We start from the raw sequence: 13,941 nt of genomic DNA, 5'->3' as shown, positions 1-13,941 counted from the left end.
GTCCCGGGGGTCGATTCCGGACCTGCGTCTTCAAAGGGTCGTCAGTGCGGCCGGTGCGATTGCCCTGCGGGCGGGATCGGCCTAACCCTTCCGCCCATGAGCCTGAACGAGGACGAGATCGAGCGCTATGCGCGCCATCTGGTGCTGCCGGAGATCGGCGGCCCCGGCCAGCAGAAGCTCAAGCGCGCCCGGGTGCTCGTCGTCGGTGCCGGCGGCCTCGGGGCGCCGCTGATCCAGTACCTCGCCGCAGCGGGCGTCGGCCATATCGGCATCGTCGACGACGACACCGTCGCGCTGTCGAACCTGCAGCGCCAGACGATCTACGGAACGGACGATATCGGCGCCCACAAGGCGGTGGCGGCCGCGGCCTTCGTCAAGCGGCTCAACCCGCATGTCGTGGTCGAGGAGCATGTCACGCGGCTGGACCCGCACAATGCCCGCGCCCTCATCGCCTTCTACGACGTCGTCGCCGAGGGCTCGGACAATTTCGCCACCCGCTATGCCGTATCCGACGCCTGCTTCCACGAGCGCAAGCCGGTCGTCATGGCGGCGCTCGGTCGCTTCGACGGCTCGCTCACGACGATCCGGGCGCATGAAACGGGGGCGGACGGCCGCCCTAATCCGACCTGGCGCTGTCTGTTTCCCGATGTGCCGCCGCCGGGTACGGTGCCGACCTGCGCCGAGGCCGGCATCCTCGGTGCGCTGCCGGGCGTGATGGGCTCTCTGATGGCGCTGGAGGTCATCCGCGCCATCACCGGCTTCGGCGAGCCGCTGGTCGGCAAGCTCCTGCTCGTCGACGCCCTGACGATGCGCTTCGAGACGATGCGCTATGGCTGGGACGAGACCAACAGCCTGAACGGCGCAACGGCCGGATAGCGGCTCCCGTCGTGGCGCGCCGGCCGCCTCAGCTGCGCGCGACCTTGCTCTCGATCACGTCGAAGAGCTGCGCCGCCAGATCCGGCCCGCCGAGCTTCTTGATCGCCCGCACGCCGGTCGGTGCGGTGACGTTGATCTCGGTCAGCTTGCCATGGATCACGTCGATGCCCACGAGCAGCAGCCCGCGCTCGCGCAGCGAAGGGCCGATCGCCTCGCAGATTTCGAGTTCCTTCGCCGAGAGGTCGGTCGGCCGCGCCGCGCCGCCGCGCACCATGTTGGCGCGCAGGTCGCCGACCGCCGGCACACGATTGACCGCACCCGCCGCCTCGCCGTTGATCAGGATGATGCGCTTGTCGCCCTCCGAGATCTCCTTGATGTAGGCCTGCACCACCCAGGGCTCGCGGAAGAGATTGGCGAAGAGATCGTAGAGCGAGCCGAAATTCGGGTCGTCCTTGCTGGTCTTGAACACCGTCGCGCCACCATGGCCGTAGAGCGGCTTCATCACGATCTCGCCGAACTCGTCGCGGAAGGCCTCGATCTCGGCCTTGTCGCGGGTGATCAGCGTCGGCGGCATCAGCTCCGGGAAATGCGTGACGAAGATCTTCTCGGGCGCATTGCGGACATGGGAGGGGTCGTTGACCACCAGCGTCTTCGGGTGGATGCGCTCCAGCATATGCGTGGTCGAGACATAGGCCATGTCGAAGGGCGGATCCTGCCGCAGCAGCACGACATCCAGCGTCGAAAGATCGGTGCGGACCTCGGCACCGGCCGTGAAGTGGTCGCCCTCGACGTCGCGCACCGTGACCGGGCGGATCGGCGCCGTGACCTTGCCGTCGCGCATCGAGAGCTTGTCGGGCGTGTAGGTGAACAGCGTGTGCCCGCGCGCCTGCGCCTCCAGCATCAGCGCGAAGCCGGTGTCACCGGCGACCCGCAGGCGCTCGATCGGGTCCATCTGGATGGCGACGCTGAGGGTCATGATGTGCGCTCCGGTTCTGGAGCGACCTTATCGACTGATGGGCGGGTGATCGGCAAGGGCCCGCGCCCGCGTTGCGCGACGCGCCATCGTGAACGGGAAACATGCGTCAGGCGAGAGGGCGCTGGCCGGAGCTGCCCATCTCCCTACAGCCCCAGTTCAGCGACCGCCCGCACATGGCGCGGCCAGCGCCAGGGGGCGAGAAAGACCGCGTCCGCGCGCAGGTGATGATCCATGGCCCAGGGATTGAGCGCCAGCCATTGCCGAATCCGCGCCTCGACCAGCCGGTTCTTCTCGGGGGTGATCGCGATCAGCGCTTCGTGCATCGCCCCGCGCGCCTTGACCTCGACGAAGGCGATGGTTCGCCCGCGCTTCATGATCAGGTCGATCTCGCCGCCCTTGCCGCCAAAGCGCCGCGCCAGCGGACGATAGCCCTTCAGGCCGAGCCAGAGGATCGCGAGCCACTCCGCGCGCCGCCCCGTCACGCCGGAGCGGCGCGCGCGGCGGCTGCGGGCCTCGCCTGTCACGGCTCCCCGCGCGTCAGCTCCAGCGCGCGGGCATAGACCTTGCGCCGGGGCTGGCCGGTCTCGGCCGCGACCTGCGCGACCGCTTCCTTCAGCGAGAGGTCGGCCAGCGCGATCCGCAGGCGCTCGCCGACCGCGTCGCCCGCGGCGCCTTCCGTTTCGGCACCGGGCGGGCCGATGACGACGACGATCTCGCCGCGCGCCTCTTCCTCGCCCTCGTAATGCGCCGCCAGCGTCGACAGCGGCCCGCGCCGCACGGTCTCGTAGAACTTGGTCAGTTCGCGCGCGACGGCGCCCGGGCGCTCGCCGAGGACGGCCGCCGCGTCCGACAGCATCTCGGCTAGCCGCCGCGGCGATTCGAAGAAGACGAGCGTGCCGGGAATGGCGGCGAGTTCGGTCAACCGGCCGCGCCGCGCCGCCGCCTTGGGCGGCAGGAAGCCCTCGAAGAAGAAGCGGTCGGTCGGCAGCCCGGCCAGCACCAGCGCCGCCAGCACGGCGGAAGGACCGGGAATGCCGGTGACCGGCAACCCCTCCGCGACGACCTCCGCCACCAGCTTGTAGCCGGGGTCGGAAACCAGAGGCGTCCCAGCATCGGAGATCAATGCGAGCTTGCCGCCCTCGCGCAGCTTCCCGAGGATCTTGGGCCGCATCTGCTCGGCGTTGTGCTCGTGATAGGGGTAGAGCGGTGTCGAGATGCCGTAATGCGCCAGCAGCGTCTTCGAGGTCCGCGTGTCCTCCGCGAGGACGGCATCCGCTGCCGCCAGCGTCGCCAGCGCGCGAAACGAGATGTCGCGCAGATTGCCGATCGGCGTCGCGACGATGTGCAGGCCGGGCGCCAGCGCTTCCGCCTCCGCCCTGATCCCGAAGGCGGTGTAACTGGGTGCGCGGGGCGCGACGGGAGCGGGGGTCGACATGGCCACGAACCTGCCACAGCCGTCGCCAGCGCGCCATCCGCGCAGGCGACGGGCTCCACGCCCGCGGCCGCAACTCAGAGTTAACAACTTGAAAATACCCTGCCGCACTGGCAGGAGATTCCCCACGGTCGGGGGACTGTAACGCCGGATGGGCCTGCACCGTCCGGCACGAGATCTGGAGATCGCCCGTGTCGCGTCATCCGCTCAGGGAATCGGTCAGCCGCCGCAGCCTGTCATCGCTGGTGGCGCTGGCCTGTCTTTCGCTCGCCGCCTGCAGCGGCGGGCCGAGCGGGCTGCCGGGCTTCGACACCGGCACCCCGCAGGCGCAGCCGGCCCAGCCCACGGGCCAGACGATCGGCACGGGCAAGGTCAAGGTCGGGTTGATCCTACCCCTGACCGCGGAAGGCCAGGGCGCCGTCGTCGGCAATTCCCTGAGGAATGCCGCCGAGATGGCGCTCTCGGAATTCCCCAACGCCGATCTGACGCTGTTGGTGAAGGATGACCGCGGTACGCCCGAGGGCGCCCAGGCCGCGGCGCAGGAAGCGATCGCCGAGGGCGCCGAGCTCATCATCGGGCCGCTCTTTGCGCCCTCCGTCCAGGCGGCCGGCCAGGTCGCGCGGGGCGCGAACCGTCCGGTCATCGCCTTCTCCAGCGACACCAACGTCGCTGGCCGCGGGGTCTACCTGCTCTCCTTTCCGCCCGAGAACGACGTCAACCGCGTGATCGCCTATGCCTCGCAGCAGGGCCGCAAATCCTTCGCCGCCCTCGTGCCGGACACCGCCTATGGCAAGGTCGTCGAGGCCGCCTTCCAGCAGGCTGTCGCCGGGCGCGGCGGCCGCGTCGTCGTGATCGAGCGCTTCTCGCCTGACTCCAATTCCATGGCCGCCGCGGCCAGGCGCCTGGTTCCAGCACTGCAGCAGGCCGATGCGCTCTTCGTGCCCGCCGCCGCCGACACCATGCCGGCGCTCGGCCTCGCTTTGCAGCAGGCGGGCTACGATCCTGCCAAGGTCAAGCCGCTCGGCACCGGCGTCTGGAACGACGCCAATGTCGCGCGCGTCCCGGCGATCCAGGGCGGCTGGTTCGCCTCGCCCGACACGGCCGGCTTCAACGCCTTCGCCGGCCGCTATCAGGCGCGCTTCAACAGTGCCCCGACCCGCACCGCGACGCTGGCCTATGATGCGGTTTCGCTGGCGGCGGCGCTGGCGCGCACGCAAGGGTCGCAGCGCTTCTCGGAAGCTGTCCTGACCAACGTTTCGGGCTTCGCGGGTGCCGACGGCGTCTTCCGCTTCCGCCCCGACGGCCAGAACGAGCGCGGGCTCGCCGTGCTCGAATTGCGCAACGGTCAGATCGTCACCGTCAACGCGGCCCCGCGCGATCTCGGGGCGCGCACGCAGTAATGAAAGCACGTCATGCTCGGGCTCGACCCGAGCATCTCCTGCAGGAGAATCTCGCGTCTACGCTTTGCTCCGCCCGAGAATGACGGGTGTCACGCCGCCAGATCCGCCACCACCGCGTCCAGCACCAGCGCGCCTTCGGGCGTGCAGGCGAGCTTGCCGCCGGGCTTGCGGACGAGCAACCGGTCGAGCACGAGGCTGGTCACACGCCGTTCGTTCAGCGCGCGGCCCGACAGCGCCTTGAACACGGCGGGGTCGATGCCCTCGAACCAGACGCAGCCCCATCAGCAGATATTCGTCGCCCTGCGCCTCGGCATTGAGCCGCTCGTTCTCGACCAGCGCCTGACCCTCCGCCTCGACGCGCTCGAGCCAGGCCTCGGGACGTTTCTCGGTCGAATGCGCCATCCGTCCCTCGGCTGTGACCAGCCGCCCATGGGCTCCGGGCCCGATGCCGGCATACTCGCCATAGCGCCAGTAGACGAGGTTGTGGCGGCATTCCGCGCCGGGGCGGGCGTGGTTGGAGATCTCGTAGACCGGCAGTCCGTGCTTGGCCGTGATCTCCTGCGTGATCTCGTAGAGCGCAGCCCCCGCCTCATGGTCCGGCACGGCGAGCTTGCCGGCCTTGAACAGCCGCTCGAACATCGTGTCGGGCTCGATGGTGAGTTGGTAGAGCGAAAGGTGCTCGGCGGCATGGCTGATCGCCAGCTCCAGCTCCGCCCGCCACAAGGCCGGCGTCTGCTCCGGCGAGCGGGCATAGATCAGGTCGAAGGAGTAGCGCTCGAAGTATTTGCGGGCGATCGCGACCGCATCCAGCGCCTCGCGCGTCGAGTGCATCCGCCCGAGCGCCTTGAGATCGGCATCGTTGAGCGCCTGCACGCCGAGCGAGACGCGGTTGACGCCGGCGGCCCGGAAATCGGCGAAGCGGCCGGCCTCGACGCTGGTCGGGTTGGCCTCCAGCGAGACCTCGCAATGCGGGTCGATCGCCCAGACCTCGCCGATCGCGTCGAGGATCGCGCCGACGGTGCGGCCCTCCATCAGCGAGGGCGTGCCGCCCCCGAAGAAGATCGAGGTGACGGTCCGCCCCGGCGCCAGCGCAGCCCGATGGGCGATCTCGCGCCGGAAGGCTGAGACATAGCGGGCCTGGTCGGGCGGCTGCAGCCGGACATGCGAGTTGAAGTCGCAATAAGGGCATTTGGCCAGGCAGAACGGCCAGTGCACATAGACGGCGAAGCCCGCATCCGCGGTCGGATGCAGGATCGGGGAGGTCGGCGCGAGGGCGGTGGCGCCGATCACGCCGGGGCCCTGAGGCAGGCGGCTGCCAATTGCTTGAAGGCGCGTGCCCGGTGCGACAGTGCGTCGTCGGCGCCGCTCTTCACGGTGCTCGTCATTTCCGCGAAGGTCACGTCGTAGCCGTCGGGCTGGAAGATAGGGTTGTAGCCGAAGCCGCCCGTCCCGCGCGGGGCGTCGACGATGCGGCCATGGACGCGTCCCTCGAACAGCTCCTCATGGCCGTCCGGCCAGGCGATCACCAGCGCCGAGACGAAATGCGCCTTGCGCTGGTCCGGCGCCGTCGCGCCGCGCTTGGCCATCTCGGCCAGCACGCGCGCCATCGCCGGCTTAAAATCCTTGCCCGGCCCGGCCCAGTTCGCCGAGAACAGGCCCGGCGCGCCGTCGAGTGCATCGATGCAGATTCCGGAATCGTCCGCCAGCGCCGGCAGGCCAGAGGCTTTCGCCGCCGCATGCGCCTTGATCGCGGCATTCTCGGAGAACATGTAGCCGGTCTCGTCGGGCTCGGCTAAGCCGAGTTCGCCGGCCGAGACCAGCTCGATCCCGAAGGGCGCCATCAGCTCGCGCATCTCGACGAGCTTGCCCTTGTTATGGGTCGCGATCACGACCTTGCCGGTAAGGAGGCGGTGTTCAGTCACTGGTCCAGCCCTTCCTGGTTCGGAAACGCGCCGTCATCCCGGAGCTTCGCTTCGCTGCGTCCGGGATGACGACAGGTTCACGAGGCAAACGACAGGGCTGTTCAGGCCACAGCCGCCTTCTGCAGCGCCACGAGCTTGCTGACCCCGCCCTTGGCGAGCCGCATCAGCGCCATCAGCTCCTCCTCGGAGAAGGGCGCGCCCTCCGCCGTGCCCTGCACCTCGACGAGGCCGCCGGTGCCGGTGATGACGAAATTGGCGTCGGTCTGCGCGCCGGAATCCTCGACGTAATCGAGGTCGAGCACCGGGTTGCCGGCGACGATGCCGCAGGAAATCGCCGCGACATGGTCCTTCAGCGGGTTGGAGCCCTTCAGCATCGAGCGCGCCTCCATCCATTTCAGCGCGTCGTGCAGCGCCACCCAGGCGCCGGTGATCGAGGCCGTGCGGGTGCCGCCATCGGCCTGCAGCACGTCGCAATCGACGACGATCTGGCGCTCGCCGATCGCGGTCAGGTCGACCACGGCGCGAAGCGAGCGCCCGACCAGACGCTGGATTTCCTGGGTGCGGCCGGACGGCTTGCCGGAGGTCACCTCGCGGCGGTTGCGCTCATGGGTGGCGCGCGGCAGCATCGCATATTCGGCGGTGACCCAGCCCTTGCCGGTGCCGCGCAGCCAAGGCGGGCCCTTCTCCTCGACGGTCGCGGCGCAGAGCACTCGGGTCTCGCCGAACGAGACCATGCAGGAGCCTTCCGCATAGCGCACGACGCCGCGTTCGAGCGTGACCTTGCGCATTTCGTCTGCGGCGCGTTTCGAGGGTCGCATGGCGATATCCTGATTGTTCGGGGTTGGCGGCTTGTAGGCGGTCGCCGCGGGTGCGGCAAGGCGGACAGGGGTCGCACGCGTTTTCGCTTGATCGGGCGCCGGTCCGGATCAACAATAAGCCCATGTCGAGAAAGCCGTTTCGCCGCAGATGAGCGCCCACACGCCGCGTCCCGACACAGCCAGCGGGTTGATCGAGACCGATCAGCGCTCGCGCGAGATCTTCCGCCAGATCGTCGACGGCTATCTCGCCACTGGCGAGCCGGTCGGCTCGCGCAACATCGCCAGGCTGCTGCCGATGGCGCTGTCGCCGGCGACGGTGCGCAACGTCATGACCGATCTCGAACTGGCGGGGCTGATCTACGCCCCCCACACCTCCGCGGGGCGTCTCCCGACGGAAAGAGGCCTGCGCTTCTTCGTCGATGCGATGATGGAGGTCGGCAATCTGACCTCGGACGAGCGCACCCGAATCGAGGCGCAGATGAGGGCCGCCGCCACCGGCCGCACGCTCGACGGCACCCTGACCGAGGCCTCGGCCCTGCTCTCGGGCCTCTCGCGCGGGGCGGGCGTCGTCGTCACCACCAAGGCCAATGCCCGGCTGAAGCATATCGAGTTCGTCCGGCTCGACCCGACACGCGCGCTCGTCGTGCTCGTCGCCGATGACGGCACGGTCGAGAACCGGCTGCTGAGCCTGCCGCCCGGCCTGCCGGCCTCCGCCCTGATCGAAGCCGCCAACTTCCTCAACGCCCGCATCCTCGGCAAGACGCTGGGCGAGTTGCGCGCCGAGATCGCCCAGCATCGCGAGCAGATGGAGCGCGAGCTCGACTCGTTGACCGCAAGGCTGGTCGAGAGCGGCATCGCCACCTCCTCGGGGCCGACGAGCGACCGCCATCTCATCGTGCGCGGCCAGGCCAATCTGCTGGAGGATCTCAAGGCGCAGGAGGATCTGGAGCGCATCCGCCTGCTCTTCGGCGATCTCGAAACCCAAACCGACGTCATCGACCTGCTGGCGCGGGCCGAGGCCGGCGACGGCGTGCGCATCTTCATCGGCTCGGAGAACAAGCTGTTCTCGATGTCCGGCTCCTCGATGGTGGCGGCCCCCTTCCGCGATGCCGAGCAGCGTATCGTCGGCGTCGTCGGCATCATCGGGCCGACCCGGCTGAACTATGCCCGCATCGTGCCGATGGTGGACTACACCGCCAAGGTCGTCGGGCGGCTGCTGGACGGGGAGCGGTAGAACGACCGTTCGTACACGGCCTCCCACTCGCCGGCCTGCCCGTTTCGTGCTACATATCATTTCGATCTGATATGTACCGGAGGGTGCCTGTGACCGGAGCCAGAGCGAAGACCGCCCGATCGAAGGCGAGCCCTCCCGGTGAAGCCAAGCTGTTCTGGTCCGGACGCTCCCAGGCCGTGCGGCTGCCGAAGGAATTCCGCTTCGAAGGAGAATCGGTAAAGATCCGCCGTGAGGGACGGCGGGTGATCATCGAGCCCGTCGAGGACCAATGGGCTTGGCTGGACAAGATCACGGGAGAATTCGACCCGTCTTTCGAAGATGCGATCAACGAGGAGGTGCCTCAGCAGGAGCGACCCGAACTCGATGACTTCTTCAAATGATCTACCTGCTGGACACCAACGCCATCACGGCATTGATGCGGGGTCATAACGCCGTTCGCGAGAGGATAAGGGGTTCCGACATCGGCGACATCGCGCTCTCCAGCATCGTGATGCACGAGTATTATTACGGCGCGTTTTTTGGCAGCCGGACGGATGATACCCTGTCGCGGGCCGAAGCGCTCCCGTTCGCCCGTCTCGATTTCACCGACGCCGACGCCCGCAGCGCCGGCCGGATTCGTGCCGCGCTCCGCGCCCGTGGCACGCCGATCGGCCCCTATGACGTCCTGATCGCGGGACAGGCACTGGCGCGAGGGCTGGTCCTCGTCACCAACAATACCGCCGAGTTCGCCCGGGTCGATGGGCTGCGCGTCGAGGATTGGCAGGGCTGATCTGCAGGATTTGGCATCGCCGCCGGATCGCGCTACCTGTGCGCCAAGGCGGCCTGGCCGCCATCCGACACGCGATTCCTAAGGCTCCCGCCATGACCGACACGCTCCCCGACCGCCTATCCTCCAATCCCAACAGCCCGTTCTACAACGAGGAACTGCTGGCGCGGGACATCGGCGTGCGCTTCAAAGGCGTCGAGAAGACCAATGTCGAGGAATACTGCGTCAGCGAAGGCTGGGTGCGCCTGACCGCCGGCAACGCCAAGGACCGCTTCGGCAACCCGATGACGGTGAAGCTCAAGGGTGAGGTCGAGCCCTATTTCCGCCAGCCCACCGAGGGCTGAGCCGCCTCAGCGCAACTCCTTGTAGAAAAACGTCGAGCCGCAGTCGCTTCCATCCGGCATCAGCGCATAGCGCGGGATGGTGCCGACCTCGGTCCAGCCGAGCTTGCCGTAGAGCCGGCGCGCCGCGCTGTTTTCGTCGGTATCGAGCACCAGCAGGTCGCGCTTGGCGCATCGCGCCGCCGTTTCCGCCGCCTGCATCAGGGCTGCGCCGAGACCGCGCCTGCGTGCGCTGGAATGCACCAGAACCTTGGCGATTTCGGCGCGATGCGGCTGGTTTGGCTTGCCGATGAGCTGCAATTGCGCCGTGCCGAGCACGTCTGCGCCCTGGCGTGCGGCGAACAGGATCGTGCGTCCGGCCACCACATCGGCCGCGACGCCCGTCCAGAACGCGACATAATCGGACAGCCCGTTCCAGTGCATGAAGCCGACCGAGGCCCCGCTCTCGACGGCGTCGGCGAGGATCTCCGCCAGAGCCGGGATCGCGGCTCGCGCGGCCTCCCCATCGAGCAACTCGACCGTGATCGCATCGTCCTGTGTCATGGGTTCTCAGTCCGTCTCAGAGGTCTGCGGCGGTCAGCACCACCGCGTAGCGCGCTGGGACATCGCCCGGATTGTGGAAGGCGATCGGTCCGTCGAGCAGCATGGCGAGGCAGTCTCCCACCGCCAGCCGATGCTCGCGTCCGCCGACATTGAGGCTGAGCTCGCCCTCAAGCAGCCAGAGCTGCTGGTTGAGCCGGAAGCCGCCTCGCGGCGCGTCGAGCAGGACGCGCGCGCCCGCCGGCATCTCGACCTCCACGATCTCGAGGCGAGAGCCCGTTCCAGCCGGCGAGACGTTGCGCCGGACATAGCCGCTGGCGGGATCGGTCCAGACCGGTTGGTCGGCCCGCTTTGCCAGCGGGCCGGCTTGCGCCTCGTCTCTAAAGAGGGCCGACAGCACGATTCCGAGCCCGGCGCAGAGCCGGTCCAGCAGGGCTGCCGTCGGGCTCGATTCGCCGCGTTCCACCCGCGAGATCATCGCGCGGCTGACGCCCGAGCGTGCCGCGAGCTGGTCGAGCGTCAGGCCGCGGCTCTGGCGCAGCCCCTTGATGCGGGCGCCGAGACGGCGGTCCAGGTCGATGTCAACGAACGAATCCATGATGAGAGAATATTTCTATGATCTCGGAAATCAAGTGATTTCCAGCCGAACCGCCCCTACGCGCTCGCACAGTCCGTCAACGCGGATTTCACCACGATTCCAGCTTCCCGCCAGCGACCGGGCCGATCTTTCCAAAACATCAGGGAAACCGCGCTCATATGCGGGGAACGACGCTCAGAAGGGCGCTGGTCGAGGGAACGGCCATGGATCGAGGTCTGGAGTGGCTTGGGAAGGCCGTCGTCGGCTTCATCACCCGCGGCAGGGCGGAGCCGCGGGCCTGCGACGAGAAGGCCCTGGCGAGGCTGCGCGCGGCGCTGCGTCCCGGCGACGTGCTGCTGGTCGAGGGCGGCATGAAGGTCTCCTCGGCGATCAAATACCTGACGCAGTCGACCTGGTCCCATGCTGCGCTCTATGTCGGCGAGACCGGCGAGTTCTCTGACGAGGGTGAGCCGCTCGTGCTGGCCGAGGTCGAGATGGATGTCGGCTGCGTGCTCTCGCCGCTGTCGAAATACGGCGCCTTCGGCACCCGCATCTGCCGCCCGCAGGCGCTCGACGACGAGGGCCGCACCGTCGTGGTCGAGCATGTCCTCAGCCGGCTCGGCACCCAGTACGACCTCAAGAACATCATCGACCTGATGCGCTGGCTGATTCCGCTGCCCTGGGCGCCGAAATCCTGGCGCCGGCGCATGATCGCGCTGGGCTCGGGCGATCCGACGCGGGCGATCTGCTCCACCCTGATCGCCCAGGCCTTCGAGGCGGCGCGCTACCCCGTGCTGCCGACCATCGAATATGCCCGCGCCATGGAGGAGGCGGATTTCGAGGAGATCCTGCACATCCGCCATCACTCGCTCTACATGCCGCGCGACTTCGACATCTCGCCCTATTTCGCCGTGGTGAAGCCGACGCTGGAGGCGGGCTTCGACTACCGCGCCCTGACCTGGGCCCGCGAGGCCGCGCCGGCCGGCCACCGGATGGCTGCGGCGGAATAGCCGGGCTCGCGGCAAACCCTTGGCGTGCTGGGGCTTGGCTGCTATGGCCCGCGCATGAGCACCCGCACCTTCGACAACATCCGCAACTTCTCGATCGTGGCCCATATCGACCACGGCAAGTCGACGCTCGCCGACCGTCTGATCCAGCAGACCGGCACGGTGGCGGCCCGCGACATGAGCGAGCAGATGCTCGACTCGATGGATATCGAGAAAGAGCGCGGCATCACCATCAAGGCGCAGACCGTCCGGCTCGATTATCGCGCCCAGGACGGCAAGGATTACATCCTGAACCTGATGGACACGCCCGGCCATGTCGACTTCGCCTATGAGGTCTCGCGCTCGCTGGCGGCCTGCGAAGGTTCGCTGCTGGTCGTCGATGCCTCCCAGGGCGTCGAGGCGCAGACGCTGGCCAATGTCTACCAGGCGCTCGACGCCAACCACGAGATCGTCACCGTCCTCAACAAGATCGATCTGCCCGCCGCCGAGCCTGAGCGCATCAAGCAGCAGATCGAGGACGTGATCGGCCTCGACGCCTCGGAAGCCGTCGCGATCTCGGCCAAGACCGGCATCAACATCGAGGGCGTGCTGGAGGCGATCGTCCAGAAGCTGCCGGCCCCCAAGGGCGACAGTGAGGCCCCGCTGAAATGCCTGCTGGTCAATTCCTGGTATGACGCCTATCTCGGAGTCGTCGTGCTCGTGCGCGTCATCGACGGCGTGCTGAAGAAGAACATGACCATCCGCATGATGCGCGCCAACGCCGCCTATGGCGTCGACCGCGTCGGCGTGTTCAAGCCGAAGATGACCGAGGTCAAGGAACTGGGCCCCGGCGAGGTCGGCTTCTTCACCGCCTCGATCAAGGAGGTCGCCGACACGGCGGTTGGTGACACCATCACCGACGAGAAGCGCCAGACGCCCCAGGCCCTGCCGGGCTTCAAGCCGGTCCAGCCGGTGGTGTTCTGCGGCATCTTCCCGGTCGATGCCGCCGATTTCGAGACGCTGCGCGCCGCGATGAGCCGCCTGCGCCTGAACGACGCCAGCTTCTCCTATGAGATGGAGACCTCGGCCGCGCTCGGCTTCGGCTTCCGCTGCGGCTTCCTCGGCCTGCTGCATCTGGAGATCATCCAGGAGCGGCTGGAGCGCGAGTTCAACCTGAACCTCATCTCGACCGCGCCTTCGGTCGTCTACCACCTCAAGCTGCGCGACGGCACGGTGCTGGAACTGCACAACCCGGCCGACATGCCCGATGTGATGAAGATCGAGACGATCGAGGAGCCCTGGATCAAGGCCACGATCTTCACCCCCGACGAATATCTCGGCTCGGTGCTGAAGCTCTGCCAGGACCGCCGCGGCGTCCAGACCGACCTGTCCTATGTTGGCTCGCGGGCCAAGGTCGTCTACGATCTGCCGCTGAACGAGGTGGTGTTCGACTTCTACGACCGGCTGAAGTCGATCTCGAAGGGCTATGCCTCCTTCGACTACGCCATCACCGACTATCGCGAGGGCGACCTCGTGCGGATGTCGATCCTGGTCAATGCCGAGCCGGTCGATGCGCTCTCCATGCTGGTCCACCGCTCGCGCGCCGATGCCCGCGGCCGCGCCATGTGCGAGAAGCTCAAGGACCTGATCCCGCCGCACATGTTCCAGATCCCCGTCCAGGCGGCGATCGGCGGCAAGATCATCGCGCGCGAGACGATCCGCGCGCTGCGCAAGGACGTCACCGCCAAATGCTATGGCGGCGACGCCACCCGCAAGCGCAAGCTTCTGGAGAAGCAGAAGGAAGGCAAGAAGAAGATGCGGCAGTTCGGCAAGGTCGAAATCCCGCAGGAGGCCTTCATCGCCGCGCTGAAGATGGACAGCTGAGCCGTGGAGGTCGCTATCCTACCGCATGCGCTGGAGCGGGCGGAACTGAGGGGCGCGACGGCAGAAGAGATCGTCGAGACGGTTCGGCAGGGCGAGTAGGCTCCTGCCAAACTGGGAAGAACGACCTTTACGCTCAACCATCCGGGTCGCTGGATGTGGCGAGAGCGCAGTTATGATACAAAGCAACTT

Annotated in this window: 15 protein-coding genes and 1 pseudogene; 8 read left to right on the top strand and 8 right to left on the bottom strand. The window is 67.8% G+C overall.

All coding sequences use genetic code 11. The features are described 5' to 3' along the window. Nucleotides 1-96: 96 nt before the first annotated feature. Nucleotides 97-876 (top strand): HesA/MoeB/ThiF family protein, encoded by a 780-nt coding sequence (locus SJY11_RS01620; protein WP_376984735.1) that lies wholly within the window; start codon nucleotides 97-99, stop codon nucleotides 874-876. Nucleotides 877-904: 28 nt separating this feature from the next. Here the strand turns inward: SJY11_RS01620 and gshB are convergent, their stop codons facing one another. The 3 genes from gshB to rsmI form a co-directional block, all read right to left on the bottom strand. Then, nucleotides 905-1,852, bottom strand: a complete 948-nt coding sequence (gene gshB, locus SJY11_RS01615) for a glutathione synthase (RefSeq protein ID WP_376984733.1) — start codon at nucleotides 1,850-1,852, stop codon at nucleotides 905-907. 143 nt (nucleotides 1,853-1,995) lie between these two features. Continuing rightward, a complete protein-coding gene (locus tag SJY11_RS01610) occupies nucleotides 1,996-2,376 on the bottom strand; it encodes a YraN family protein (protein ID WP_376984732.1) in 381 nt (126 codons plus the stop codon). Beyond that, nucleotides 2,373-3,287: a 16S rRNA (cytidine(1402)-2'-O)-methyltransferase gene (gene rsmI / locus SJY11_RS01605; protein WP_376984731.1), complete on the bottom strand. Its 915-nt coding sequence runs from the start codon at nucleotides 3,285-3,287 to the stop codon at nucleotides 2,373-2,375. Before rsmI ends, SJY11_RS01610 begins: the two co-directional genes overlap by 4 nt. A 188-nt stretch (nucleotides 3,288-3,475) precedes the next feature. On the opposite strand from rsmI, the gene SJY11_RS01600 reads away from it, so the two are divergent. Then, nucleotides 3,476-4,684 carry a penicillin-binding protein activator gene (locus SJY11_RS01600; protein WP_376984730.1) on the top strand — a complete coding sequence of 403 codons (1,209 nt, stop codon included), beginning with the start codon at nucleotides 3,476-3,478 and terminating at the stop codon, nucleotides 4,682-4,684. Nucleotides 4,685-4,773: 89 nt separating this feature from the next. Here the strand turns inward: SJY11_RS01600 and hemW are convergent. From hemW to rph, 3 genes and pseudogenes are all read right to left on the bottom strand, one after another. Next, nucleotides 4,774-5,935, bottom strand: a pseudogene (gene hemW, locus SJY11_RS01595) (radical SAM family heme chaperone HemW). A 35-nt stretch (nucleotides 5,936-5,970) separates the two neighbouring features. Beyond that, entirely contained in the window at nucleotides 5,971-6,606 is a 636-nt protein-coding gene (rdgB, locus tag SJY11_RS01590; protein WP_376984729.1) for an RdgB/HAM1 family non-canonical purine NTP pyrophosphatase, read from the bottom strand. Nucleotides 6,607-6,707: 101 nt separating this feature from the next. Next, nucleotides 6,708-7,424, bottom strand: coding sequence for a ribonuclease PH (gene rph / locus SJY11_RS01585; RefSeq protein ID WP_376984728.1), 717 nt, complete (start codon nucleotides 7,422-7,424; stop codon nucleotides 6,708-6,710). Nucleotides 7,425-7,572: 148 nt separating this feature from the next. Here rph and hrcA point away from each other — a divergent pair, with 148 nt between their 5' ends. The 4 genes from hrcA to SJY11_RS01565 all read left to right on the top strand — a co-directional run bounded on the left by hrcA (nucleotide 7,573) and on the right by SJY11_RS01565 (nucleotide 9,768). Continuing rightward, complete coding sequence (hrcA, locus tag SJY11_RS01580; protein ID WP_376984727.1) at nucleotides 7,573-8,658, top strand: heat-inducible transcriptional repressor HrcA; 1,086 nt, start codon at nucleotides 7,573-7,575, stop codon at nucleotides 8,656-8,658. Between the two features lie 89 nt (nucleotides 8,659-8,747). Next, a complete protein-coding gene (locus tag SJY11_RS01575) occupies nucleotides 8,748-9,038 on the top strand; it encodes an antitoxin (protein ID WP_376984726.1) in 291 nt (96 codons plus the stop codon). Then, nucleotides 9,035-9,427 (top strand): type II toxin-antitoxin system VapC family toxin, encoded by a 393-nt coding sequence (locus SJY11_RS01570; protein WP_376984725.1) that lies wholly within the window; start codon nucleotides 9,035-9,037, stop codon nucleotides 9,425-9,427. Before SJY11_RS01575 ends, SJY11_RS01570 begins: the two co-directional genes overlap by 4 nt. Nucleotides 9,428-9,519: 92 nt before the next feature. After that, a complete protein-coding gene (locus tag SJY11_RS01565) occupies nucleotides 9,520-9,768 on the top strand; it encodes a DUF3297 family protein (protein ID WP_376984724.1) in 249 nt (82 codons plus the stop codon). A gap of 6 nt (nucleotides 9,769-9,774) precedes the next feature. Here the strand turns inward: SJY11_RS01565 and SJY11_RS01560 are convergent, their stop codons facing one another. Both SJY11_RS01560 and SJY11_RS01555 read right to left on the bottom strand, forming a co-directional pair. Beyond that, nucleotides 9,775-10,308: a GNAT family N-acetyltransferase gene (locus SJY11_RS01560; RefSeq protein ID WP_376984723.1), complete on the bottom strand. Its 534-nt coding sequence runs from the start codon at nucleotides 10,306-10,308 to the stop codon at nucleotides 9,775-9,777. A gap of 16 nt (nucleotides 10,309-10,324) precedes the next feature. After that, on the bottom strand, nucleotides 10,325-10,903 hold the full coding sequence (locus SJY11_RS01555) for a helix-turn-helix domain-containing protein (RefSeq protein WP_376984722.1): 579 nt from the start codon (nucleotides 10,901-10,903) through the stop codon (nucleotides 10,325-10,327). Between the two features lie 203 nt (nucleotides 10,904-11,106). Between SJY11_RS01555 and SJY11_RS01550 the strand changes: the two genes are divergently transcribed. Together SJY11_RS01550 and lepA are read left to right on the top strand one after the other, a co-directional pair. Next, nucleotides 11,107-11,892, top strand: a complete 786-nt coding sequence (locus SJY11_RS01550) for a C40 family peptidase (protein ID WP_376984721.1) — start codon at nucleotides 11,107-11,109, stop codon at nucleotides 11,890-11,892. Between the two features lie 54 nt (nucleotides 11,893-11,946). After that, a complete protein-coding gene (gene lepA / locus SJY11_RS01545; RefSeq protein WP_376984719.1) occupies nucleotides 11,947-13,752 on the top strand; it encodes a translation elongation factor 4 in 1,806 nt (601 codons plus the stop codon). Nucleotides 13,753-13,941: the final 189 nt, after the last annotated feature.

The sequence above is a fragment of the Allobosea sp. R86505 genome (assembly GCF_042466375.1).
Lineage (GTDB): Bacteria > Pseudomonadota > Alphaproteobacteria > Rhizobiales > Beijerinckiaceae > Allobosea.
This window is presented reverse-complemented; position numbering and strand designations above follow the sequence as displayed.

Excerpts from the sequence above, each read along its gene's own strand:
- hrcA (WP_376984727.1), top strand. The coding sequence starts at position 7,573 with ATGAGCGCCCACACGCCGCGTCCCGACACAGCCAGCGGGTTGATCGAG.
- SJY11_RS01550 (WP_376984721.1), top strand. The coding sequence starts at position 11,107 with ATGGATCGAGGTCTGGAGTGGCTTGGGAAGGCCGTCGTCGGCTTCATC.
- SJY11_RS01560 (WP_376984723.1), bottom strand. The coding sequence starts at position 10,308 with ATGACACAGGACGATGCGATCACGGTCGAGTTGCTCGATGGGGAGGCC.
- SJY11_RS01555 (WP_376984722.1), bottom strand. The coding sequence starts at position 10,903 with ATGGATTCGTTCGTTGACATCGACCTGGACCGCCGTCTCGGCGCCCGC.
- SJY11_RS01565 (WP_376984724.1), top strand. The coding sequence starts at position 9,520 with ATGACCGACACGCTCCCCGACCGCCTATCCTCCAATCCCAACAGCCCG.
- gshB (WP_376984733.1), bottom strand. The coding sequence starts at position 1,852 with ATGACCCTCAGCGTCGCCATCCAGATGGACCCGATCGAGCGCCTGCGG.
- SJY11_RS01620 (WP_376984735.1), top strand. The coding sequence starts at position 97 with ATGAGCCTGAACGAGGACGAGATCGAGCGCTATGCGCGCCATCTGGTG.
- lepA (WP_376984719.1), top strand. The coding sequence starts at position 11,947 with ATGAGCACCCGCACCTTCGACAACATCCGCAACTTCTCGATCGTGGCC.
- rsmI (WP_376984731.1), bottom strand. The coding sequence starts at position 3,287 with ATGTCGACCCCCGCTCCCGTCGCGCCCCGCGCACCCAGTTACACCGCC.
- SJY11_RS01570 (WP_376984725.1), top strand. The coding sequence starts at position 9,035 with ATGATCTACCTGCTGGACACCAACGCCATCACGGCATTGATGCGGGGT.
- rph (WP_376984728.1), bottom strand. The coding sequence starts at position 7,424 with ATGCGACCCTCGAAACGCGCCGCAGACGAAATGCGCAAGGTCACGCTC.